Genomic DNA, 21,835 nt, shown 5'->3' on the forward strand with positions numbered 1-21,835 from the left:
CCGGTTCAGGAAGCGACCCTCACCGAGACAGGAGTGACACCATGAAGCACCGGATCGTCGTCCTCGGGGCCGGATACGCCGGAGCCATCGCCGCCGGGCGTCTCGCCAGGCGGCTGCACCCCGACGACACGCAGATCACCATCGTCAACGCCGACGCCGACTTCGTCGAGCGGGTCCGTATGCACCAACTCGCCACCGGTCAGCACCTCAAGCGTCGACCGCTGACCGACGTCTACGCGGGCACTGGCGTCGAGGTCCGAGTGGCCCGGGTCACCGCCGTCGACGCCGACCGCAGGACCGTCGCGCTCGGCGCCGACGAGATCGCGTACGACACGCTCGTCTACGCCCTCGGCAGCACCGGCGCGGACCACGGCGTCCCCGGCGTCGCCGAGCACGCGTACGACATCGCCGGCAGGCCGTCGGCGTCGCGGTTGCGCGACCGACTGGCCCACCTCACGGCCGGCGCGACAGTGCTCGTCGTCGGCGGCGGCCTGACCGGCCTCGAAGCGGTCACCGAGATCGCGGAGGCCCGCCCGGACCTCGACGTCACGCTCGCCGCCCGGGGCGCTCTCGGTGACTGGCTCACCGACAAGGCGCAGCAGCACCTGCGCGGCGTCTGCGCCCGGCTCGGCATCACCGTCCACGAGCAGACCGACATCGCCCGGGTCGACGCCACCGGCGCGGTCACCAGCGACGGCCGGGTGATCCCGGCCCAGGTGACCGTGTGGACGGCCGGCTTCGCCGTCCACCCCATCGCCGCCGCCACGACCCTGACGGTCGCGGGCACCGGGCAGATCGTCGTCGACGCCACGATGCGTTCGGTCTCCCACCCCGACGTGTACGCCGTCGGCGACGCCGCGCTCGCCGAAGGACCGGGCGGGAAACCGCTGCGGATGTCCTGCGCCTCGGGAGCCCCGATGGCCTGGCAGGCCGCCGACGCCATCGCCACCCGCCTGACCGGTCGGACGAAGATCCCGAAGGCCCCGCTGCGGTACTTCAACCAGTGCATCAGCCTCGGCCGGCGCGACGGCCTCATCCAGTACGTGACCGCCGACGACCGGGCCAGGCCCGCCCTGCTCAAGGGCACGCTGGCAGCCCGCTACAAGGAGGTCGTCTGCGCGGGCGCGGCCTGGAGCATCTCCCACCCGATCCCGTACCCGGTGCGCCGCCACCGCATCGTCGCGACCCGGACGGAGAGCGCCACCGCCGCGTCGTGAGGGGGCAAGCCGCCTGGTCTCCGGCGAGATCGCTGGTCCAGGGCGCAGCACGATCGTGGTGGGCAGCTCATGCCTTCTCTAGTGCCGCTTCCACTCGGTCGAGATAGTTCCACCACTCCTCATCGTCGCGCCGACACGACGACAGCAGACTTGCTGCTGAGACGAACGCCAGGACGACGACGTTCTCCGTAGGCACCGCACCTGCGAAGGGCTCACCGTTGACCAGCCGCAAGAGGAAGGCGGAGATTTGCTCTTCGGTCGCACGCCCCCAAGCCTCGGCCCGCGCGATCTCGGCAGCAACCGCTCGGGTTTCCTCGTCGCTCGGCTTGCCCTGATGGATCTCCCGCAGTACAAGCTGCGTGACGGCCAGGGCAAGCTCGACTGCTTCTCGCGTCGCCTGGTCGTCGGGCAGCGCCTGCAACGCCATCTCCAGCTTGGAGCGATCCTGTTGCACTGCCGCGTGGATCGCGCTGCGGGTCAGCGGCTCAACTCGGCTGCTGATCTTCATCCTTACCCTTCTTCTCGTCGAGCTTTGCCGCCCAGGCCCTGAGTGCGCCGCCCGCCGCACCGAGGGCCAGCAACGTCCCAACAAGCGCCTTGGCAGTGATCGGCATAACTTCAGACACGCTAGCCCATGCCGCTGACCCAATCGCAGCACCGGCACTGATCGCTTCCGGGCTGACAAGTTCACGCCGCGGGTCGAACCTGCCCTTCCCTTTGTCCGCTGCACGTCGCGCCCTCGCCGCCGCCGAGGCGTTGCGGGCAGGCGGCCTCCCTTGTGCCGATGTCGCGGTGGCTGGCTTGATCCGCTGCCACCACCCCCACCTAATTTCCCAGGGCTTGCACCTTCGCGATCGTCTGCTTCACCTGCTCCTTGGTCGCCGCCGGCCGGCTGGCAACTTGACCGAGCACCTCAACAAGGCCATCAATCTGCCCTACCAACTGCCCGGAACTGCCCTGCAACGCGCCGGCCACCAGCGTCCGCGCCTGGCTCGCGTCCTCCCTCGCCGCAAGTAACTTGGCCTGCGCTTCATCCAACTTCTGCGATGCAGCGGCCAACTGCGCGATGATTTGCGCCGCGCTCACATGCCCTCCCCTGGCGCCAACGTCCAGCATCCACCGAGCGTGATTGGTCGGAAGCAGCTTACGCAAGGTGACCTCACGTATACATACCCGTGACTGGCGTCTGTGAGCAAGATCGGCAGGGCAGAGAGCCCCGACACGAGATCCTCAGACCGTCTCCGTCTTGAGCCGGCCGTTGAGGTAGGGCTGTGACGGCCGCTGGAAGCATGCGCCGGACACCCGGGAATCGACGGTGCGGACATGCCGGAAGCCCTGTTCCCGGTAGTAGGCGTGTAGCCGTGGGTTGCGCGTCCAGGCGTCCAGCCGTAGCCAGGTCAATCCGGCCGCGTATGCCCGGCCGCCGGCCCAGTCCAGTAGTTCGCCGCCCAGGTTTTCGCCGGCATGGGCGAGCGGGATTATCATCTTTGCCGCATACAGCGCGTCGGCCGGATCGTCCTCGGGGTGCCACAGCGCCTCAGGATCCCGGTCCGGCTTCCACAGGCCGTCGACGTCGAGGTAGGCGGTCAGAGTGATGGTGGCGGTCGGCGCCTCACCGTCCCACACCATCCAGGTTTGTCCGGCTGAGACTGTCGATGCGATGGCGGTTCGGGGCAACGGGATGGACCACTGCTCCTCACCTCGGGCGGCGAGCCAGGCCACTCGCTCGCGCCGCCACCCCATGATGATGTCGACATCCTCCAGCCGGGCGGGCGTGATGATCATTCGGAGGACTCTTCCGGCCGGAATCTCGCGATGATGCGGATGTCGCCCTGAGTGGTGACGATCTGGTTCCGATCGCCGGCGAACACGTTGAACGAGACCCGGAGAGGGCGTCGCTCGGTGTAGCCGGTGCGGATGTGCAGCAGGACCGTCGTGCCAGGCTGGAGCCCGAGCAGGTGCGTCTCCTCCGGTATCGGCATCCGTGAGACGTACTCGTCGTAGTAGGCCACCTGTTCGTGGCCTCGCTCGGCCAGCAGTCTGGTGGTCCCCTGCGGGACGTCCTTGGGCGAGAGCAGTTCGCGGACCTCCTCTGCCAGGTCCATGGGGTAGTAGGTGTCCTGCAACGAGGACGGCTGACCGTTGACGTACCGGACGCACCGCCGCAGCACGGCGACCGAGTCGGGCTCGACGTGGAGACGTTCGGCGAGGTCGGGCGAGACCGACTTGATCGTCAGAGAGAAATCCTGCGACGCCTCGTATCCTTGCGCCACCACCTCTGAGCGCCACGCGTCCGTCTCGGCAGTCGGTTGCGCGGGCATCTCGGCCCGATGGGCATGGAACGTCAGGGTGGCCTTCCCACGGACGACCATGCCGCCACTTCGCCCCGGCACTCTCTGCACCAGGCCCTCATTTACCAGGAGCGCCGTCGCGTCGCGAACCGTGTTGCGCGAGGCGCCGTACTGGTCTTGGAGCTGCGGCTCCGTCGGCAGCCGGTCGCCTTCTCGCAGGGTTCCCAATGCAATCTGGTCCCGAAGCTCGTTCGCGATCTGGCGGTATCTCGGCTGAGCCACTGCCACCTCCCGTTGTCGTACCAACCAATCTATCGGGCGGTCTTGACTACCTCACGAGCCACTGAAATGGTTGGTATCAATCCAACGACACCTAGTGTCACGTTCCGATTGCTCGGAGGTTTGTGCATGGGCGGTCAAGCTGGCGAGCTGGCCCGGGACATCGAAGTGGTCAACCGCGCTCTTGAGTCAAGCCGTGTCCATCTGGCTGCTCTCGCTCGGGCCGAGGACGCGCGGGAGCTGCGTCGGCCCACCAACTCTCCGTTGCTCACGCTTGTCGAGCAGGCCGAGAAGGTGGCTGCCCGAGTGACGACGTATCTGCGAGAGATGCCTCGCCCATGACCTCCCTCAACTTCTCAGAGAGCGAGAGTGCGCATGGTTTCCGGAGTTGTGGCGATGGTGTTCGGTGGCCTGGTGCCGGGGTTTCTGCTCGGGCTCCTGGCGTTCCGGGTAAAGGCGAGATGGTGCCCCCACTGTGGCCAGCACACCCAGCCGCTGCCCGAGGGGCGCGAACGGTGACCCGGCCCGCACCGGACGACGAGCCCGTCGGGCGGCGGGTGGCTCGTTGGCGGGTGCGCCGCCGGATGACCCAGCAAATGCTCGCCGACCGGCTCGGCAAGTCCAAGAGCTGGGTCGACAAGGTCGAGCGCGGCGTGCGCAACCTGGACCGCTACTCCGTCGTGCGGGAGATCGCCGAGGTGCTGCGCGTCGACCCGGCCGTGCTACTCGACCCCCGCAAACCACCCCTGACGGCGGTCACCGGCCTGGACGGTATCGACGGCGTCCGCGCCGCCCTGGCCCACTACCACCACCGACCCATCCGCAGCGTGCCCGTCGATGAGGTGCGGCGGCACGTCACGCATGCCTGGCTCACCTACCAGCACGCCCACTACGCCCAGCTTCTGCGAGGGCTGCCCGCCCTACTGGACGCCGCCCACGCCACACCACCCCTGCTGATGCCCGCATACCGGATCACCGCCGGCGTGCTCGTCAAACTCGGCGAACCGGACCTCGCCTGGCTCGCCGCCGACCGGGCCGTCACCGCCGCCACCGGCGACCCCGTCCGCGCCGGCGCCGCCACCATCGCCGTCGCCCAGGCGCTACGCGCCCTCGGCCGCGACAAACTCGCCCGCACCGCGGCCCTCGCCGCCGCCGGCACCGCCGCCGACCATGGGGTACGCGGAACACTGCTCCTCCAGGCCGCTATGGCCGCCGCCGCGTGTGGCGAGCGTCGCCGCGTCGAGGACCTGCTCGATCACGCCGCCGCATTGGCAGGCCGACGCACCGGAGACGACGACTCCCACCACACCTCATTCGGCCCGATCACGGTGGTGCTGGCTCGCTTCGTCACCGCCCTGTACCTCGGCGACACCGACCAGGCCGTGCACCACCATCGGACCGCCATCCGCCGCGACGACTGGCGTCGGCTACCCGCCGAACATCGAGCCGCCCACCTGATCGACGCCGCCCGCGCCTACCTCGATCTCGGCGATCCCGCCGCCGCCGGTCGTGCCCTGGCCGAGGCCGACACCGTCGCGCCTGCCGAAGTCCGCTTCCGCCCTGCCGCCCGTACCCTCATCACCGAGATCGCCCACAGCGGCCCGGCGGCCGCCCACGTGGCCCGACTGGCCACCCTCGTCGGGCTGACCCGATGAAGGGGGATCTGCTCAGCGACCTGATCCGGGCACTGGCCACCGGCGACTGGGACGCGGCCGACGCCCTGTTGGTGGAGATCGGCCGGCCCGGTTGGGGTGGCAGCCTCTACCTCATCGGTGCCGCCTTCGCCGTCGCCGTCGGCGACCATTTCGGAGTCGCCTCCACCCCGAACGACGTGGCCGCCTTCGTGTCAACGGCCCGCGCGGAGCACCAGGTTGGCGACAGTCTGCCCACCCTCGAAATGGAAGGTCTCATCAGAGCCGCGCTGGGCGAACCGGAACTGGTCGACAACATCTCCGCCGGCACCGCACTCGACGTCGAGCTCTTCGTCCTCATCTATCTGCTCCGGAGCAAGAACCTGACCCCGGCCGAGTTCGACGAACTCATCGCCGAGGCCGAGGCACTCGTCAGCCAGGTGCCAGCGCCAGCACCACCCAAGAAGCCGTCTCGCTGGCGCGCATGGCGGCTCCGCCGACGTAAGCACGGTCGGTAGGTCCCGAGGGTGGTCCGGCACCGACAACAGGACCCACGGCGATGACCGCGACGCGTTTGCTGGCACGCAGGGGCCGACGAGCGACGACGCGCTGGCCTGTCTACGGCAGGCGGCCCCCTGCCGAGCGGAACTGGGTCAGGGCACTGTCGCGCTTCGACAGCTCCGGCAGGTTCTCACCCACATACGTGCCACCGAGGGCGACGTGTCACTGCGAGGAGACCCTCACGCTTCTGAAGAGCTGTGGAGTCGACTTCGCCCAGGGTTACCAGACCGGAAGACCGGAGCCGATAGCGATGAACGCGGAGCAACAGGTGCGAACACTCGAACTCGAACTCCGACTCCCGCCGCAGCACTCAGCCATTGGTCGGTCCGGGAGATAGGTGGTTCTACCTCCCCTGCGCGAGCCAGGTGGGAGCCGGTCGCGCGTACTCGATGGTGGCCGCGACGCGGTCGGCGGTGGCCGCGTCGCGCTCTCGTTCCGTGATCCACAGGGCCAGATCCAGCCCGGCCGCGAGCGCACCCGCCGTGATGCGATCACCGTCGTCGACGACCCGCTCGTCGACGACATCGACGCCGTAGGAGCGCAACTCCTCGTACGCGTTGCGGTTGGTGGTCGCCCGCCGCTGACCCAGCAGTCCGGCGGCCGCCAGCAACAGACTGCCGGTGCAGACCGACGCCATCCAGCGGGTCGAGGGGGCCAGCGCGGCCAGCCGAGCCGGGAGCACGCCGCGCTGGGCCTCGGCCCAGGCACCAGCAGCGGCCCGGTTCAACCACCCTCCGCCCGGCACGACCACACCGTCGGGCCGACCCAGCACCGCTGGCACCTGGAGGTGGACACCCCGCATGCTGACCACCGGCCCGGGCCGCTCGACAGTGACCAACTCGACCGCGAATCCGGCGATCGCCAGCACCTCGAAGGGGCCGAACACGTCCAACTCGTCGAAGCCGTCGAAAACCACGATTTCTATCCGCATCCGACGAGGATCCCGCCCCACCACTGTCGACGACGAGTGGCATCCTCGCCACTGTGCATAAGCAATCGGCCACGCACCGGGTCGCCGTTCTGGCCCTGCCACCCGTCGTCGCCTTCGACCTGACCATCGCGACACACGTCTTCGGCCACGAGGGCCAGGGCCGGTACACGACCACCGTCTGCTCGCCGGACGGCGGCCCGGTCGCCACCACCACCGCCGGGCTGGGCCTGACCGTCGATGCCGCGATCGATGCCCTCACCGACGCCGACACCGTGATCGTTCCCGGTTTCCGCCGGGGACCCGCGCCGGCGCGGGCACTCGACGCGCTGCGGCACGCGTACCGGCGTGGCGCCCGCATCGCCTCGATCTGCACCGGGGCGTTCGCACTGGCCCAGTCCGGGTTGCTCGATGGTCGGCGGGCAACCACCCACTGGATGCACGCCGAGGCGCTGGCCCGCGAACACCCCACTGTCACCGTCGACGCCAATGCGCTGTACGTCGACGAGGGGCAGGTACTGACCAGCGCCGGGCTCGCCGCGGGCCTCGACCTGTGCCTCTATCTGGTTGGCCGGGACCACGGCCAGCAGGTGGCCATCGAACGCGCCCGTCTCATGGTCACACCGTTGCACCGGGCCGGCGGCCAGGCGCAGTTCGTCCCCGCCCGGGCGAGTGGGGAGGACGCCGAGATGGCCGCCGTCACCACCTGGGCGACCGCCAACCTGCACCTGCCGATCACCGTCGCGGACCTTGCCCGGCAGGGCCTTCAGTCCACCCGTACGTTGCACCGCAACTTCCGACACCGGTTCGGGCTGAGCCCGCAGGCGTGGCTGACCGAGCAACGACTGCGCGCGGCCTGCGGGCTGCTCGAGAGCGACGACATCACGATCGACGAAGTCGCCAGACGGACCGGGCTGGGCACCGCCACCAACCTACGAGCCCATTTCCGCCGAGCCTTCGCCACCACTCCCACCGCCTACCGCCGCGCCTTCACCCCCTGACGCACCCGATCCGGTCCGGCACCACAGCCGTTCCGGGCCGAGGGTCATGCCCGCGAGTCACTGGAGCAGGTCGCGTTTGACCAGGTAGGCGCGCAACGTCTCGGCGTCCTCGGGAGACATCAGGCGGCGTGGGATGACGGTCGCCGGCATCCGACCGACAAACACGATCCAGAACTCGGGGGTGTCCTTCACCTGGGCGACCCCGTCCCAGGCGATGCCGCTGGACTGCGAGCCGCTGCGCATCATGATGTTGTCGTCGGTGATGTCGTAGGCGCCCTCGACCGCGTAGCCACTGGAGCGGCGTCGGGCGCGCCACCGTACCCACGGCGAATACAGCATCGACAGCAGACCGGCCACGACCATGGCCATGCACAGCGGCGAGATCTGGTCGGCTCGGGCGGACCCGCGCGAGACGGCGAGACCGATCGCCCCCACCGCCGCCAGCACCGCGCCAATGTAGGTGTACCTGCGCAGGCGTACGCGGCTGAGCGCGGCGGCCACCCGGCCCGGGTAGGCGGGATCGGCGGGGACGTCGAAACTGATGTGCACGCCAGCACGATAGTGCCCGGCTAGCCTGTCCGGATGCCTGATCTTCGCTTCGAGACGGTACGGCCGGACGGCGACGACGGCGTCTGCTCGGACTGGCAGTACGTCCACAACCTGATCATTCCGACCAGTCCGCTCTCGGTCGACGAGATCCGCGCACGTGCCGACCGCAACCGCCTGAACGTCGCCTATCACGGCGACACGCTCGTGGGCTGCTCGACGGTTCGGCCGCCGATGGACGACCAGGCGACGGCGACGGTCATCGTCCGCGTGCTGCCGGAGCATCGCCGACAGGGTCTGGGTGGGCAACTGTACGACGAGGCGCTCAGTGCGGCCTACGAGATCGGTGCCCGAGTCCTCGAGACCGTTGTGCTGGCCTCCAACGAGGACGGCCTGCGGTTCGCCGAGCGGCACGGTTATGTCGAGATCGACCGGTACGTGCTCGACGGTGACACGATCCCGTTCGTCGATCTCCGGTTGGCCGCGCCTGCAGGGTGACCTCATCGCACGCACCGAGATCCGGCAATGCTCATCGCGATCCGACACCACTTTCGCCCACTGCGACAACGGCGGTGAGCGCGCCGGCGCCGCCCACGAGGCGTGCCGATCGTGCGCCCGGCGCCCCCGCGATCGCCCGGCGGGTAAGGAACACTGGCTGGCATGGCTGATCTGGGCGAGACGAAGACCGCGCTGCACCGCTATCTCCGGCTGACCCGCGACAACCTGATCTGGAAGCTCGACGGGCTCAGCGAGCGCGAGGCCAGGTTGCCCCGCACGGCGACCGGCAACAACCTGCTGGGCATCATCAAGCACTGCCTCAATGTCGAGGCCGGCTACTTCGGGCCCACGTTCGGGCGCGAGTTCCCGACACCTGAGGAGCTGGTCCCCTTGTCGGCGCTCGACGAGGACCCGCAGGCAGACTGGTACGCCACGGAGGATGAGACGAAGGGCGGGCTGATCGACCTGTATCGCCGGGTGGGGGTCTTCGCCGATGAGACGATCGATGAGCTTCCCCTCGACGCACCGGGGCGGGTGCCGTGGTGGCAGCCGGGCCACCAGGACGCGACGTTGCAGCGGATCCTCGTCCACGTGACCAACGACCTCGCCCGCCATGCCGGTCACGCCGACATCATGCGTGAGCAGCACGACGAGGCGGTCGGTTTGCGGCGGGAGAACGCCGGCATCCCCGACGACTACGACTGGCCGGCGTACGTCAGCAAGCTGACGAAGATCGCCGACCGGTTCGAATAGCCGGGGCCACCGCGGGGCAGCCACCACCGGCGACTGTCCACCGGCACGGTCAGCCGGTCCGGTGCGTCCCAGCCTGTCGTTCCCGCTGGGTCGTGCGGCGCGACCGGTCCGGGTCAGCGCAGCCAGGCCGGCGGGGCCGGATGCCGCAGGATCTCGGCCAACCCGTGCCGGTGCGGGTCCGGGTCGCCGTCGAGCCAGGCGTGGGCGTGGAACCCCGCGGCCGGCGCGCTGACCCCGATCACCACGGTGCGCGGCACCCCCCGCTCGGCGAACCAGCGCTGCCGTACCAGGGCGCTCTCCAGACAGTTGCCGCCGCTGCGGCGCAGCGCCCCCTGGACCAACGTGTCGGTACCGCCCGACGGTGGCGCGGTGAGGTGCACCGCGATCAGCCCGCCTCGGGCGAGTTGGCGGCGCACTCGCCGACAGGCCAGCATCGTCCAGGCCACCAGGGCCACCCCGCGTGGCCCGTAGTCACGGATCAGCCGGGCCAGCGCATCGAGGGTGCGGCCGGGGCTGGCTGTCACGGCAGCGGCCCGGGCCCGGTGTGGACGAAGGCAACCGGGGCCAGGTACGGGTGGGTGAGCGGCGGCCCAGCGGCGCTTCTCATCGGTGTGTCTCCTGGTGTGGCTCGGGCGCGCGGACGACGCCGGGTGGTGCTGTGCCCCTCCCACCGTCGCCGTGCGGAGCCGAGGCGAGACGAGGCGAGACAAGGGGTGATCTCAAACTTACCCTCCGCGGTGACCGTTGGCGGCGTTCGCAGCCCCGGGTTGACCTCGGTCGTCTCCGTGGGGGCGGATGCGGTAGTGAGCGATATACCTCAGAGTCATATTCATACCTCTGAGGTATATCGCTCACCAGCACATCGACCTGGCGGGACTCGCCTAGAACCCGCCCCACCGGCGGGCCCCGCACTTCCAGGTCTTTCCGTTGTCGTGCGAGACGCAGACCACGAGGATCTTCCCGAGGAGGGGAAGCCCGAGGGTGAAGATGTGGATCGTCGTCTTCTTCGCGTACGGGACGCCGGACTTCTCGGCGATGTCGGCCAACGCCCAAGCGGGGTCCGGTGCGTCAAGTGTCGCCACCCGGCGCAGCGAGTCGACGTCCCTGCCGTCGATGAGCGTCTCGATGTCCTGCGCCGAGGGCTCGCCGTCGCCGACCAACGTGTCCACCGTGTACGGCCCGTCGACGGCGACGCCGTTGGCCTTCTCGAAGGCCGCCCTCGTCCCGCCCACCGTGGTGTCGCCGGCAAGGTCGAGGGTGAGGATCTGGTCGGTCCTCCGACGCGACAGGATGCACTCCCAGACGGTCTTGCCCGAGGCGATGCACATGGTCAGGCACCATTCCCGGCCGTCGGGCGTGGACGAGGCGAACAGCAGGGAGGTCGCTGTCCCACCGTCACCCCTGCCGTCGTACGCGCCGTCGGCGAGATCGGCCATTGTCGTGCCGAGGAGCTTTCGGCTGCCCGGCATCGTGCCCACGACCTTGACACCGTCCACCTGCTCACCGGCCACGAGCGCCGCAAGCTGGTCGCGGGTGAGATCGCGGCCTCCGGCGTCGACGGCCAGCACCGCGTCCAGGTCGCCGACGGGCTGGCCGGTCAGGTCCTCGAACCGTTGAAGCATCGTCCCCGGCGCACCGGGATGGTCCGTGACCGTCGTCCGGGCCTCGTCCTCGGCGGCCTGCGACGGAGCGTACGAAGCTGTCAGCCCGACGATCAGGACTGTCGTGATGACGGTGACGCGTCTGGTGATGTCCCGTAGAGCTGTCATGGTGTCCTCGTCTCGGTGATCGGTGTCGGCGGGGTCGGACGGGCTACCAGCGACACGTGACCACGTCGCCAACGTCGTTCGGGGACGCCCAGTCGCAGTGGTCGTCGATCCACTCGCCGATGTCGCCGATCGTGTCCACGATCCACGCGAACACCGACTTGATCGCGCCCCAGAGGCTGAAGTAGACGACTGTCGACTCGGGGGTGCCGCCGGCCTCGTCGATGACGTCCTTCGTCGACATGGCGACGTTCGGCTTCTCGATGATGTCCAGCACCCGTACCCCGGTGGTGTCCTTGCCGGCCAGCAGCGCCTCGATCTGCTCCGGGGTGCGCTCCTTGCCGTCGTCGACCGCCACGATCGCGCGGTCGATCAGCACCTCCCGGCTGCCGCTGACGGCTTGGGCGATGCCGGCGATCTCGCCCACCGTGAGGTCGTTGCCGAGCGCGGGACCGGTGAACCGCCGGACCGAGACGGCACCGGCCGGGTCGATCTGGATCTCGTCGGCCGTGATCATGTCGTCCGCTCCGAAGGGGTGCCAGGCGAACGTCCACTGCCCGCCGACGCACCGGAACCGGCCGTACTCCCGGCCCTCCGGCGCGGTCTCGGTACGGACGATCCCGCCGCGCTTGTCGACGTGCTGGACCACACAGTCGGTGCCCTTCGTCGGCGGCTTGTCGGTCTGGGCCACGGCTGCGGTGGACATGGCCAGCACCGTCCCGCTGACCACCCCGATCACCGCGAGGCGGCGTGCCAAGCGACTCATCGAACGCTCCATTCCTCGTGACAGAATCTGGTGTCCGAAGAGTGCCGGGCCGCGCTGAAGCGGCCCGGAAACGGCGCGGAAAGCGCGGTACGTCAGGAGAGCCGACTGGCGTCGAGCTGTGCGAGGTCGGCGCGGATCGAGTCGGCGTCGGCATCGCCGAGCTCGTCGAGGATGGTCAGGGCGTGGCACCACGCGGTACGGGTGGCGTCGAGGTCGGCGAGGGCCCGGTGGCTGCCACCAAGGTTGACGTACGTGCTCGCTTCGGCGTACCGGTCGTTGACCTGCGTGAAGAGGTCGAGCGCGTGCTCGTAGCAGGCGATCGCGCGCCGGTCGTCGCCGAGCTGGTGATGGGCGTGGCCGAGGCTGTCCCACGTGTCGGCCTGTCCCTGGACGTCGCCCACCTCCTGCAACATTCGCAGCGCCTCGCCGCAGGACCGCAGGGCACTGTGGTAGTCGCCGAGCAGCCCTTCCTGCCAACCGACAGCGTTGAGGGTGTAGCCCTGCCCGGCCTGGTTACCGGCCCGCCGGAACAGGGTCAGCGCCCGCCGGGAATGGTGCAGCGCCTCGTGGTGCTGCCCCCGCCGCTCGGCCAGCTGGCCGAGGTTCAGGCAGGTGTGTGCCCGCCCGGCGTCGTCGCCGATCTCGGTGAACAGGTCAAACGCGCGCCGCAGGTGGTCGTCGGCCTCGTCGTATCGGCGCAGCCGGGAGCAGGCGAGACCGAGGCTGCGGTGCGCCTGGCCCTGCCCGCTCTGATCCCCGATCCGGGACGCGGCGGCGAGAGCGATGCGTTGCGTGCCGAGCCAGTCCTGCCAGTGCCCCTGCCGGTGCAGGAAGCCGGCCAGGGTCCAGGCGAGCCGCCAGGCGTGTCCCTCGAACCCGAGCCGCGCCGCGAGCGGTACCGCGGCGAGCAGGACGGGAAGTTCGGCGGTGAACCACGCCGTGGCGGCCGACCTGCTGCGGTGACTCTCCGGTGTCACGTCCACACCCGCCGGCGGGAGGCTGATCTCGCTGAAGTGCGGGTGCAGGACGAGGTCGGCGGCGTGTGCGGTGTGCAGGCAGTGGTCGAGCAGCCGGTGGACGGCGGCACGGCGGTCGGCCGGTGGCTCGGTCTCGTCGGCGAGGCTGGCGGCGTACGCGCGCAGCAGGTCGTGGAACCCGTAGCGCCCGTAGGTGTGCTCGGTGAGGAGGTTCGCCCGGGTCAACTCGGTAAGCAGCGGACCACTCGACTGCGGGGTGCTGCCGGCCAGACTGGCCACGGCCGGGGCGGAGACGTCCGGGCCGGGGTGCAGGCTCAGCAGCCGGAACAGCCGGATCGCGGCCGGGCTGAGCGTCCGGCACGACCAGGAGAAGACCGCCCGCACGTCGGTGGCCTCGTCACCGCCGTGGAAGGCGTCCAGATCGTCCAGCTCGTCGGCGATCACACCCAGCGTGAAGTGCCGGTTGGTGGCGGCTCTGGCCGCGACGATGGCCAGGGCGATGGGCAGCCGCGCGCACCGGTCGGCGATGTGGTCGGCGGCTGCGGGTTCGGCGGCGACCTGGCGCTCCCCCAGCCGGCGGACCAGCATGTCGCGGGCTTCGCCAGGGCTGAGCAGGTCGAGGAGGACCGGTTGGGCGCTTTCGGTGACGACCAGCGGGTTGAGCTGGTCGCGGCTGGTGACGATCGTGAGGGAGTCGGGTGAGCCGGGCAGCAGGGGCCGCACCTGTTCCGCGTCGCGCGCGTTGTCCAGTACGACAAGCAACCGCCGGCCGGCCACCGTCGTGCGGTACAGGCTCACCATCAGGTCCGGATCGCTCGGCATCCGTGCCGCCGGAACGCCGAGCGCCTCCAGGAACCCGTGCAGCGCTCGCGCCGGTTCGGTCGGTGTGGCCCCCGGGTCGAAACCGCGCAGGTTGACGTAGAGCTGCCCGTCGGGGAAGCGCTCGGCCGCCCGGTGCGCCCAGTGCACGGCAAGCGCCGTCTTGCCGACGCCCGCGGTCCCGGACACCACAACGGCGCCGCCCCGTTCGACGAGCGCGTCAAGGGCCACGAGTTCCGCCTGGCGCCCGATGAACGTCGGTACTCCGGGAGGCAGTTGCGCCGCCACCGACGCCGGTGCCGGCCTGGCCGGGGCGGGTGCGGCGATCGCGCTGTCCTGGCGCAGGATGGCGCACTCCAGATCCCGTAGCCGCGGACTCGGGTCGATGCCGAGGTTCTCCCGGAGGGTGTCGCGCAGCCGTCGGTACGTGGCGACCGCTTCGCCCTGCCGGCCGTCGCGGTACAGGGCGAGCATCAGTTGCGCGTGCAGGTGCTCGTCGAAGGGGTGCTGCCGGACGAGCCGTTCCAATCCGGGGACGAGCCGAGCGTGCTCGCCGACGGACAGCCGGGCCTCGGCGAGCGCCCGTTCGGCCTCCAACCGGAGGCGGGCCAGGTGTTCGGCCTGCTCCTCGAGCCAGGCGGACCCGCCCACGTCGGCCAGCGGCGGACCACGCCACAGCGCCACGGCAGCCGTCAGGTGGTTCACCTGCTCGTTGCGGTCCGACGAGCGTCGGGCCAGTTCGAGGAGGCGCTCGGCGGCCTGGATATCCGTGGACTCCGGCCCGGTGTTGAGCACGTAACCGGGCGGGCGCGCCACTATCGATCCGGGCTCGCCGAGCACTCCGCGCAGGTAGGAGACGTGGCGTTGCAGCGTGTTCGCCGCGGTGGCCGGTAGGTGCTCGCCCCAGACCACCTCGATGAGCCGGTCGACGCTCACCACCCGACCCGCGTGCAGCGCCAACGTCGCCAGTATCGCCTTGCGGCGCAGGCCGTTCACCGCCTGCGGACTGTCGGCGACGACCACCTCCACCGGCCCGAGCAGCCTGACCCGCACGCCGGTGCCAGCCATCGAGATCACCAAATAAGGCTAGTTCCGCGGCCCGGCGACCTCGCTCTGTTCGTCGCGGACTGGACACGATCAACGGCTGAGCCCCGTCGTCAGCCGGTGTACTTGCCGTTGCGGGTGTCCCCCGCCGTGCTGTCGTAGTGCACCTTGCGGTAGCGGTGCACCGAACCCTTCTTGACCGCCTGCCAGTGGGCGTACGCCACCTCGTAGTCGTGGTGCTTGTAGTAGTCACCGGCGGACTTGTAGTAGATCCGGTGCCGGGCGTACCCGCCGCAGTTGGCGAGGTAGCTGTAGGAGTACATCTTCATTCCGCCGAAGTCGGACGAGTAGTACGTCTTCGCCGGGTGCCACACGGTGCCCGGATTCGGGTATCCGGGTAGCTCGGCCCAGTTGTACGAGTTCCAGTACAGGTCCCAACAGGTCATCGTCGCCGCTGTGGACATCGCGCTCGACGTCGGCACGGCGAGATCCTCGGCGACGACAACGGACGCCACGATGGTCCGGTAGGCAAGCTCCGGTGGGGTCGGCGTCCCGGCCGGTGGCTCCGACAGCAGCACCCGCGGCACCGGCACGGACCTGGGCGTGATGCTCAGGTACGTCTGCAACATGCTCTGCTTGTCGTCGTACTCCAGTGGCGCGTTGCGGCCCATCTCCCCGTCCTGACGAAGGCCCCAGTCGCCGGACAGCTCGTCGCGGGAGAACACCACCCGCACACCGCTGCGGTAGCCCAGCCGCGCCAGCTCGACGTCGCGGTCCACGGGCTCGTCGGCGTACACCCCTGGGCCCGACCCACCGGCGGCGCTCACCGGCGTGGCATTCCACGCGGTCAGCGTCGGCAGGACGACCAGCACCGCGAGCAGTGCGCGTCCCGACAGCATTCTTGCCATCACAACTCCTCATCCGTTCGATCGCGAGACGCGGACCCGGACGGTTCGCCCCTCTGCGTTGCTTGCCGGGACATCCTTCGAGGCGAGGTTCAGAGCGTCGTCAAGGTGGCGTCAATACGCCGGGATTTCGGTGTCGTAACGGCGACGCTCGCGTACGCGCGGCCACCCGCGCAGCGCCCAATGAAACCGGGACCAGCGTCGACTGGAAGGCCGCGGATGAACGCCTCGACGGATCGAGAATGGAGCCGGCGGTGCACCGTCGTGGTCGCCGCGGCCGGGTACGGCAAGACCTTCGCCGTGCGCGGCCGGCTGGGCGACCGCTCGGTGCGGTGGTGTGCCGGGCCGGATGTCGCGGCGCTGGCGACGGCCGGGCCGGAATGGCTCGCCACCCTCGGTGCCGCGATCGAGCTGAGCGTCGACGAACCGAGCTGGCTCGTCCTCGACGACGTTCCGCGACTGTCCCGCCGCCGGCTACAGATCCTGCTGGACACACTGGAACGCCTTCCTCCGCAGCTCAGGGTCGTCCTGGTGACCCGCCACCCGCCAACCCTGTCCCCGCGACAGTCGGGCCTGCTCACCGAGTACGGTCCGGCGGATCTCCGGCTCTCACCGGAGCAGGTGGCGTCAGTGCTCGCCGCCGACCACGGCCTGACCGACCCGGCGTTCGCGACCCGGGTCCACGCCGAGACCGGTGGCTGGCCGGCGCTTGTCACAGCGGCCGCGCGGACGGCCGCCGCCACCGGCACGGACTGGGACAACCCGGCCGGGCCGGGGACACCACTTGAGTCCTATCTGGTGCGGGAGGTGTTCGCGGAGCTGCCGCCCGAAGTCCGCCGACTGCTGCGGGACGCGGCGCACCTCGACGTGATCCACAGCGATCTGAGCGGTTTCCTCGGCCACCGGAACGGGGGCCACCGGCTGGACCAACTGACCCGCTGCGGCATCCTCGTCCCGGTGCCGGGGGGCGGGCCCGCGTACCGGATGGTGCCGGTCGTCGCCCGCGTCGCCCGTCGGCGGTTCCCGTTGGGTCCGGCGGCGGCGCAACGCCTGCACGCGCGAGCGGCAGCCTGGTACGCCGAGCACGGATACCTCGTCGCGGCCCTCCGGTCGTACGGGAGATCGGGTGTCCCGGACGCGACGGCGCTGCTCCTCGCCAACCACGGCGCGGAGCTGCTCGCCTCGGGCGGCGCCGAGGCCGTCGTGGACGCCTTCCAGACCCTCCCCGAGCACGCTCGGTCCGACGGCCTGCGGCTGCTCCACGGGGAGGCGCTACAGATGCGGGGCGACTTCGACGCGGCACTCGCCGTCTACGCGGCGCTGGACAGTCGTCAGGGCTCGCTCGCCGCCGGGCTCGCCTGGCAGTACGGTCTCGTGCACTACCTGCGCGGCGAACCGCAGTCCGCCCTCGATGTCTTCCAACGCGGTGTGCTCGACCCGCAGCCGTCCACCGACAACGCCCGACTGCTCGCCTGGACCGCTTCGGCCCAGTGGACGACCGGGGACACCGAGGCGTGCCGGGCCAACGCCGAACGGGCCCTCGCGGCGGCGGCAGCGGTCGGCAGCGAGGCGGCCCTCGCCGCCGCGCACACCGCGCTCGCCCTCGACGCCAAGCTGCGCGGTGATCGACCGGCAGCCGACGAACATCACGAGAAGGCGCTCCGGGCCGCCGAGGCGGCCCGCGACACCATCCAGGTGACCCGCATCCGCGCCAACCGCGCGTCCGCCCTGGTCGGCGAGGGCCGATACCTCGAAGCGTTGGCGGAGGTGCGGCCGGCGGTGGAGTTGGCCCAGGCCAACGGGCACGCCGCGATGCTCGCGCTGGCACTCTGCAACGAGGGCGGAGCCCATTTCCACCTCGGTCAGCTCACCGAGGCCGCCGCCTGTTACGAACGGGCCGTACCGCTGCTGCAACGCATGGGGTCCCGCAAGGTGGCGTACCCCTTGGTGGGTATCGGCGACGTCCACGCGCTGCGGGGCCGGACCAACCTGGCGCGCGCGGCGTACGAGGAGGCGCTGCGCGCCAGCGAACCCGTCAACGATTTGCAGATCCAGGTGCCGGCGCTCGCCGGACTGGCCCGCGTGCTGGCCGCCGAGGACGGCGCCACGGCGGTCGCCCTGGCCCAACGCGCCGTCGAACTGGAACGCGGCCCGGACTCGGCGACCGCCCGGCTCGCGCTCGGCTGGGTGGCCCTGGAGATCGGCGACCACCAGCGGGCCGCCGAGGTGGCGCTGCTGGCGTCCACCGCCGCCCGGCTGCATCGGGACCGTGCGGCCCTCGCCGAGGCGTTGGAGCTTCGCGGGGCCGCCGCCCTCGACTCCGACGACACCCGCCACGCCTGGCGGGAGGCGGCGGCGACCCTGCGCGACATCAGGTCGGCGGTGGCCGCGGACCGGCTCGCGGTGCTGCTCAGCCGGCTACCCGCGGCGGATCCCCAGGAGCGGGTCGACGCCCGGCTGGCCGCCGAGCGGCTGACCAGCGCCGGCGTACCGACTCCGACGCTCAACCGGCAGCGCCCCCGCTGCGTCGCCCAGGTCACCGTCCGCACCCTCGGACGCTTCGAGGTGTTCGTGGACGGCTCGCAGGTGCAGGCCACCGCGTGGCAGTCCCGTAAGGCACGGGACCTGCTCCGCATCCTCGCCGCCCGGCGCGGTCGCGCGGTGCCCCGGGAGCAGCTCGGCGAGATGCTCTGGCCCGCCCAGGACCCGGACCGGGTCAGCCACCGGCTGTCCGTGGCCCTGTCCACCCTCCGCGGTGTGCTCGACCCGGAGCGCCGTACGTCGACCGACCACTTCATCATCGCCGCGCACCCCAGTCTGGCGCTCGACGTCGGTCACGTTGAGCTGGATGTCGAGGAGTTCCTCGCCGAAGCGGCACACGGCCTGCGCCTGGCCGAGCACGGCGTGACCGATGACGCGCGCGCCACGCTCCTCCTCGCCGAACAGCGCTACCGGGGCGACTTCCTGGAGGACGAGCCGTACGACGACTGGTCCCGACCGACCCGCGAGGAGGCACGTCGGGTCTACCTGCGCGTGGTACGCAAGCTGGCCGCGCTGGCGCACGACCTCGGCGATGTCGACGAAACCGTTCGGCATCTCGGCCGCGCGCTGGAGCTGGAGCCCTACGACGAGGGCGTGCACGGCGAGTTCATCCGGACGCTGACCGCCGCGGGTCGACACGGCGAGGCCGCCCAGGCCTTTCGGCGCTACGCGGAGGCGATGTCCTCCATCGGCGTACCGGCGCAGGCGAGGGACACATTGTGCGGCGCACAGCCGTGATGGATGGCGGCGGCCGGCGCCCGAAATCGATCATGACTCGGGTCCCCGAGCGGGGCCTGTGACGTAAATGACATGACTCTCTTTCACTTGAGAGCGCATGCTGTCACTTATGCCTGATGAAGACACCGTCGCGCAGCGGCTGGCGAGCTGGGTGAGCCGCCTCCACTTCGAGGATCTGCCCACCGAGGTTGTCGAGCGCACCGAGCAGGTGATCATGGACCAACTCGGGGTGCAGGTGCTCGGCTCGACCCTGCCCAACATCCAGCCGGTGCGCCGGCTGGCCGCATCGGCATCCGGCGCACCCGAGAGCACGGTGACCGGCGGCGACCGGAAGACAAGCGCGGCGCAGGCCGCGTACGTCAACGGCACCCTCGGCCACAGTTGCGAGTACGACGACGCGCACGGCGCTGCCTGGCACACCTCCTCAGCCGTCGTGCCTGGCGCGCTGGCGCTCGCCGAGCGCGACGGCGCCGACGGCCGCGAACTGATCACCGCCGTGGCCGCCGGCATCCAGGTGATGGGGCTACTGGGCGCGGTGACCACCGGCGGCATGCTGGCAACCGGCTGGCACGGTTCCAAGGTTCTCGGAGTGTTCGGCGCAGCCGCCGCGGCTGGCCGCGTCCTGCGGCTCAGCCCCGCCGAGCTGACCCAGGCATTCGGGATCGCCGGCAGCGACGCCTCCGGCACGATGGAGTACGACCGCAGCGGCGGCGAGGTCAAGCGCCTGCACGCCGGCTCCGCGGCCCGCGCCGGCACGGAGGCCGCACAACTGGCCCGGCTCGGTCTGACCGGCCCGCCGACGATCTTCGAGGGGCATCGCGGCGTCTTCGGCCTGTTCGCCGGCGCCGAGGGGGCGGACATCCCGGAGGCCGCCTGGCAGCACTGGCAGGTGTTGGACACGATCTTCCGCTTCTACCCGTCCGTCGGCACCGTGCACGCCCCCCTCGACGCGATCCGTCACCTGCGCGAGGCCACTCCGATCGACCCGCAGCAGATCGCGCGGATCCGGATCGGGCTCGTCGACTTCGCGGTGGGCCACGGCGCCGCCATCACCCGTCCGACCGACGCGATCTCCGCCCAGTTCAGCCTGGCGTTCGGCGTCGGTCTCCAATTCGTCAGCGGCCACAACGCGCCCGCCGACTACTTCGACCCGAACCGGTGGAACGACCAGGCGATCCTGGCCATCGGCGACCTGATCCAGCCGTACGCGATGCCCATCCCGGCGGGTGACCCGGTGTTCAGCGCCCTCGTCGACATCGAGCTGCGCGACGGCGTCCACCTGGAGCATTACCAGGCCGGATTCCGCGGCCACCCGACCCTGCCGGCCAGCCTCGACGACATCGAACGCAAGTTCACCGACAACGTCGCCGGGGTGCTCGGTGACGAGGCCGCCGCCGCCATCGTCAGGACCGTCGCGGCGCTGCACGAGACGGATTCCGTATCGTCGCTCACCGCGCTGCTCCAGCGCCCGTAGAAAGGGCCGATCATGTCGTCCGCACCCGCCACCGGTGCTCTTCGCCGGGACGCCGCCGCCAACCGGAGGCGCCTGGTTGACGCCGCCGAACGCGTGTTCGCCGAACGCGGCCCCGAGGCGAGCATGGAGGAGATCGCCCGTGCGGCGGAGGTCAGCCCGGCCACCCTCTACCGACGCTTCCCGACCAAGGACGCGCTTGTCGGGGAGGTTCTCGCCACGTTCTTCGGCCACCTGGTCGAGCTGGCCGGGCAGGCCCTGACCGAGCCACCGCAGCGCTGCCTCGACGTCTACTTCGAGACCGTCGGCTACCAGCTGGCCGCGAAACGTGGCTTCCTGCACGGGATGTGGGGTGAACTGGCACCGACCCAGCTCGTCGCCGAACTGGAGGCCCGCACCGGCCAGTTGCTCGATCGCGCCCAGCGCGGCGGCGGCGTGCAGCCGTCCGTCACCCTCGCCGACATCGCGGCGACCATCTGGGCACTGCGCGGCATCATCCACACCGCCGGGGACACCGCGTCGGACGCCTGGCGGCGGCACCTCGCCTACGTGCTCGCCGGACTACGCGGACCCGCTCCCACCGTGCCGCCAGCACCGGTCACCCCGCCAGTGCCCAAGCAGTCCGGAGGAACTCGTGACAGCTCCACGACTCCGCCGACCCTGCATGCGTCCGAGGAGGACAACCACTGTGGATGACGCGGTACGCAACGCCCTGGCCATCAACCGCGACTCAACGGTCGCGGAACGTCGAATCGACATCACCACCACGGGCGCGCGCACAGGCCGGTCGCGGCGGCAGGAGATCTGGCTCTACCGCGCCAGCGGGAAGTTGTACCTCACCGGCCGTCCCGGCCGCCGCGACTGGTACGCGAACCTCGTGGCCCATCCCCGCTTCACCGTTCACCTCAAACACCAGGTCGTCGCCGACCTGCCGGCGACCGCGGTGCCGATCGTGGACACGGAGACCCGCCGCGATGTCTTCACCGAGATCATCGCCGGTCTCGACGGGCCGCACATACCAGTGCGCGGCAACCCTCCGACAGTCGAGGACTGGCTTGCCGGGAGTCCGCTCATGGAGATCCAGCTCGACGACAAACCCTGAC

At 70.5% G+C, this 21,835-nt stretch carries 23 protein-coding genes; 11 read left to right on the forward strand and 12 right to left on the reverse strand.

All coding sequences use genetic code 11. The features are described from left to right. Window positions 1-41: 41 nt before the first annotated feature. Window positions 42-1,217, forward strand: coding sequence for an FAD-dependent oxidoreductase (locus tag ABZU25_RS05740; protein WP_355028145.1), 1,176 nt, complete (start codon window positions 42-44; stop codon window positions 1,215-1,217). Between the two features lie 67 nt (window positions 1,218-1,284). Here ABZU25_RS05740 and ABZU25_RS05745 read toward each other — a convergent pair whose 3' ends face one another. The 5 genes from ABZU25_RS05745 to ABZU25_RS05765 form a co-directional block, all read right to left on the reverse strand. Beyond that, window positions 1,285-1,725, reverse strand: a complete 441-nt coding sequence (locus tag ABZU25_RS05745; protein ID WP_355028146.1) for a hypothetical protein — start codon at window positions 1,723-1,725, stop codon at window positions 1,285-1,287. Then, a complete protein-coding gene (locus tag ABZU25_RS05750) occupies window positions 1,703-1,831 on the reverse strand; it encodes a hypothetical protein (protein WP_355028147.1) in 129 nt (42 codons plus the stop codon). Before ABZU25_RS05750 ends, ABZU25_RS05745 begins: the two co-directional genes overlap by 23 nt. 211 nt (window positions 1,832-2,042) lie before the next feature. Further along, on the reverse strand, window positions 2,043-2,333 hold the full coding sequence (locus tag ABZU25_RS05755; RefSeq protein WP_355028148.1) for a DUF6244 family protein: 291 nt from the start codon (window positions 2,331-2,333) through the stop codon (window positions 2,043-2,045). Between the two features lie 114 nt (window positions 2,334-2,447). Next, on the reverse strand, window positions 2,448-3,002 hold the full coding sequence (locus ABZU25_RS05760) for a GCN5 family acetyltransferase (protein WP_355028149.1): 555 nt from the start codon (window positions 3,000-3,002) through the stop codon (window positions 2,448-2,450). Then, complete coding sequence (locus tag ABZU25_RS05765; protein WP_355028150.1) at window positions 2,999-3,790, reverse strand: GntR family transcriptional regulator; 792 nt, start codon at window positions 3,788-3,790, stop codon at window positions 2,999-3,001. Before ABZU25_RS05765 ends, ABZU25_RS05760 begins: the two co-directional genes overlap by 4 nt. 126 nt (window positions 3,791-3,916) lie before the next feature. Between ABZU25_RS05765 and ABZU25_RS05770 the strand changes: the two genes are divergently transcribed. The 3 genes from ABZU25_RS05770 to ABZU25_RS05780 all read left to right on the forward strand — a co-directional run bounded on the left by ABZU25_RS05770 (window position 3,917) and on the right by ABZU25_RS05780 (window position 5,936). Beyond that, window positions 3,917-4,129 carry a hypothetical protein gene (locus tag ABZU25_RS05770; RefSeq protein WP_355028151.1) on the forward strand — a complete coding sequence of 71 codons (213 nt, stop codon included), beginning with the start codon at window positions 3,917-3,919 and terminating at the stop codon, window positions 4,127-4,129. A 173-nt stretch (window positions 4,130-4,302) separates the two neighbouring features. Further along, on the forward strand, window positions 4,303-5,442 hold the full coding sequence (locus ABZU25_RS05775; RefSeq protein WP_355028152.1) for a helix-turn-helix transcriptional regulator: 1,140 nt from the start codon (window positions 4,303-4,305) through the stop codon (window positions 5,440-5,442). Continuing rightward, on the forward strand, window positions 5,439-5,936 hold the full coding sequence (locus tag ABZU25_RS05780) for a hypothetical protein (protein WP_355028153.1): 498 nt from the start codon (window positions 5,439-5,441) through the stop codon (window positions 5,934-5,936). The genes ABZU25_RS05775 and ABZU25_RS05780 overlap by 4 nt, the downstream gene beginning before the upstream one ends. 386 nt (window positions 5,937-6,322) lie before the next feature. Here the strand turns inward: ABZU25_RS05780 and ABZU25_RS05785 are convergent, their stop codons facing one another. Further along, entirely contained in the window at window positions 6,323-6,910 is a 588-nt protein-coding gene (locus ABZU25_RS05785) for a DJ-1/PfpI family protein (protein ID WP_355028154.1), read from the reverse strand. A gap of 53 nt (window positions 6,911-6,963) precedes the next feature. Between ABZU25_RS05785 and ABZU25_RS05790 the strand changes: the two genes are divergently transcribed. Then, window positions 6,964-7,908 carry a DJ-1/PfpI family protein gene (locus ABZU25_RS05790; RefSeq protein WP_355028155.1) on the forward strand — a complete coding sequence of 315 codons (945 nt, stop codon included), beginning with the start codon at window positions 6,964-6,966 and terminating at the stop codon, window positions 7,906-7,908. Between the two features lie 57 nt (window positions 7,909-7,965). Here ABZU25_RS05790 and ABZU25_RS05795 read toward each other — a convergent pair whose 3' ends face one another. After that, on the reverse strand, window positions 7,966-8,457 hold the full coding sequence (locus ABZU25_RS05795; RefSeq protein WP_355028156.1) for a YcxB family protein: 492 nt from the start codon (window positions 8,455-8,457) through the stop codon (window positions 7,966-7,968). 33 nt (window positions 8,458-8,490) lie between these two features. On the opposite strand from ABZU25_RS05795, the gene ABZU25_RS05800 reads away from it, so the two are divergent. Next, window positions 8,491-8,952 carry a GNAT family N-acetyltransferase gene (locus tag ABZU25_RS05800; protein ID WP_355028157.1) on the forward strand — a complete coding sequence of 154 codons (462 nt, stop codon included), beginning with the start codon at window positions 8,491-8,493 and terminating at the stop codon, window positions 8,950-8,952. Between the two features lie 162 nt (window positions 8,953-9,114). After that, window positions 9,115-9,705 carry a DinB family protein gene (locus ABZU25_RS05805; protein ID WP_355028158.1) on the forward strand — a complete coding sequence of 197 codons (591 nt, stop codon included), beginning with the start codon at window positions 9,115-9,117 and terminating at the stop codon, window positions 9,703-9,705. Between the two features lie 113 nt (window positions 9,706-9,818). Here ABZU25_RS05805 and ABZU25_RS05810 read toward each other — a convergent pair whose 3' ends face one another. The 5 genes from ABZU25_RS05810 to ABZU25_RS05830 all read right to left on the reverse strand — a co-directional run bounded on the left by ABZU25_RS05810 (window position 9,819) and on the right by ABZU25_RS05830 (window position 15,985). Continuing rightward, window positions 9,819-10,229, reverse strand: a complete 411-nt coding sequence (locus ABZU25_RS05810; protein WP_355028159.1) for a lasso peptide biosynthesis protein — start codon at window positions 10,227-10,229, stop codon at window positions 9,819-9,821. A 357-nt stretch (window positions 10,230-10,586) separates the two neighbouring features. After that, window positions 10,587-11,474 carry a hypothetical protein gene (locus ABZU25_RS05815; RefSeq protein ID WP_355028160.1) on the reverse strand — a complete coding sequence of 296 codons (888 nt, stop codon included), beginning with the start codon at window positions 11,472-11,474 and terminating at the stop codon, window positions 10,587-10,589. A gap of 43 nt (window positions 11,475-11,517) precedes the next feature. Further along, entirely contained in the window at window positions 11,518-12,237 is a 720-nt protein-coding gene (locus ABZU25_RS05820; RefSeq protein WP_355028161.1) for a hypothetical protein, read from the reverse strand. A 92-nt stretch (window positions 12,238-12,329) separates the two neighbouring features. After that, window positions 12,330-15,101, reverse strand: coding sequence for a BTAD domain-containing putative transcriptional regulator (locus ABZU25_RS05825; RefSeq protein ID WP_355028252.1), 2,772 nt, complete (start codon window positions 15,099-15,101; stop codon window positions 12,330-12,332). Between the two features lie 89 nt (window positions 15,102-15,190). Next, window positions 15,191-15,985 carry a hypothetical protein gene (locus tag ABZU25_RS05830; protein ID WP_355028162.1) on the reverse strand — a complete coding sequence of 265 codons (795 nt, stop codon included), beginning with the start codon at window positions 15,983-15,985 and terminating at the stop codon, window positions 15,191-15,193. 216 nt (window positions 15,986-16,201) lie between these two features. Between ABZU25_RS05830 and ABZU25_RS05835 the strand changes: the two genes are divergently transcribed. The 4 genes from ABZU25_RS05835 (at window position 16,202) to ABZU25_RS05850 (ending at window position 21,834) form a co-directional block, all read left to right on the forward strand. Continuing rightward, complete coding sequence (locus tag ABZU25_RS05835) at window positions 16,202-19,261, forward strand: BTAD domain-containing putative transcriptional regulator (protein WP_355028163.1); 3,060 nt, start codon at window positions 16,202-16,204, stop codon at window positions 19,259-19,261. Window positions 19,262-19,370: 109 nt separating this feature from the next. Then, the gene (locus ABZU25_RS05840) at window positions 19,371-20,735 is read left to right on the forward strand and encodes an MmgE/PrpD family protein (protein ID WP_355028164.1); all 1,365 of its coding nucleotides are present in this window, start codon (window positions 19,371-19,373) and stop codon (window positions 20,733-20,735) included. A 12-nt stretch (window positions 20,736-20,747) separates the two neighbouring features. Next, on the forward strand, window positions 20,748-21,428 hold the full coding sequence (locus ABZU25_RS05845; RefSeq protein ID WP_355028165.1) for a helix-turn-helix domain-containing protein: 681 nt from the start codon (window positions 20,748-20,750) through the stop codon (window positions 21,426-21,428). After that, complete coding sequence (locus ABZU25_RS05850) at window positions 21,421-21,834, forward strand: nitroreductase/quinone reductase family protein (protein ID WP_355028166.1); 414 nt, start codon at window positions 21,421-21,423, stop codon at window positions 21,832-21,834. The genes ABZU25_RS05845 and ABZU25_RS05850 overlap by 8 nt, the downstream gene beginning before the upstream one ends. Window position 21,835: the final 1 nt, after the last annotated feature.

This window comes from Micromonospora sp. NPDC005215 (assembly GCF_040607915.1).
Taxonomy (GTDB): Bacteria; Actinomycetota; Actinomycetes; order Mycobacteriales; family Micromonosporaceae; genus Micromonospora.

Bases quoted from the DNA above. Each gene is read 5' to 3' on its own strand.
- ABZU25_RS05750 (WP_355028147.1), bottom strand. From the start codon at position 1,831: ATGCCGATCACTGCCAAGGCGCTTGTTGGGACGTTGCTGGCCCTCGGT.
- ABZU25_RS05780 (WP_355028153.1), top strand. From the start codon at position 5,439: ATGAAGGGGGATCTGCTCAGCGACCTGATCCGGGCACTGGCCACCGGC.
- ABZU25_RS05760 (WP_355028149.1), bottom strand. From the start codon at position 3,002: ATGATCATCACGCCCGCCCGGCTGGAGGATGTCGACATCATCATGGGG.
- ABZU25_RS05805 (WP_355028158.1), top strand. From the start codon at position 9,115: ATGGCTGATCTGGGCGAGACGAAGACCGCGCTGCACCGCTATCTCCGG.
- ABZU25_RS05785 (WP_355028154.1), bottom strand. From the start codon at position 6,910: ATGCGGATAGAAATCGTGGTTTTCGACGGCTTCGACGAGTTGGACGTG.
- ABZU25_RS05825 (WP_355028252.1), bottom strand. From the start codon at position 15,101: ATGGCTGGCACCGGCGTGCGGGTCAGGCTGCTCGGGCCGGTGGAGGTG.
- ABZU25_RS05800 (WP_355028157.1), top strand. From the start codon at position 8,491: ATGCCTGATCTTCGCTTCGAGACGGTACGGCCGGACGGCGACGACGGC.
- ABZU25_RS05845 (WP_355028165.1), top strand. From the start codon at position 20,748: ATGTCGTCCGCACCCGCCACCGGTGCTCTTCGCCGGGACGCCGCCGCC.
- ABZU25_RS05840 (WP_355028164.1), top strand. From the start codon at position 19,371: ATGCCTGATGAAGACACCGTCGCGCAGCGGCTGGCGAGCTGGGTGAGC.
- ABZU25_RS05745 (WP_355028146.1), bottom strand. From the start codon at position 1,725: ATGAAGATCAGCAGCCGAGTTGAGCCGCTGACCCGCAGCGCGATCCAC.
- ABZU25_RS05835 (WP_355028163.1), top strand. From the start codon at position 16,202: ATGAACGCCTCGACGGATCGAGAATGGAGCCGGCGGTGCACCGTCGTG.
- ABZU25_RS05815 (WP_355028160.1), bottom strand. From the start codon at position 11,474: ATGACAGCTCTACGGGACATCACCAGACGCGTCACCGTCATCACGACA.
- ABZU25_RS05820 (WP_355028161.1), bottom strand. From the start codon at position 12,237: ATGAGTCGCTTGGCACGCCGCCTCGCGGTGATCGGGGTGGTCAGCGGG.
- ABZU25_RS05770 (WP_355028151.1), top strand. From the start codon at position 3,917: ATGGGCGGTCAAGCTGGCGAGCTGGCCCGGGACATCGAAGTGGTCAAC.
- ABZU25_RS05740 (WP_355028145.1), top strand. From the start codon at position 42: ATGAAGCACCGGATCGTCGTCCTCGGGGCCGGATACGCCGGAGCCATC.
- ABZU25_RS05830 (WP_355028162.1), bottom strand. From the start codon at position 15,985: ATGGCAAGAATGCTGTCGGGACGCGCACTGCTCGCGGTGCTGGTCGTC.
- ABZU25_RS05755 (WP_355028148.1), bottom strand. From the start codon at position 2,333: ATGCTGGACGTTGGCGCCAGGGGAGGGCATGTGAGCGCGGCGCAAATC.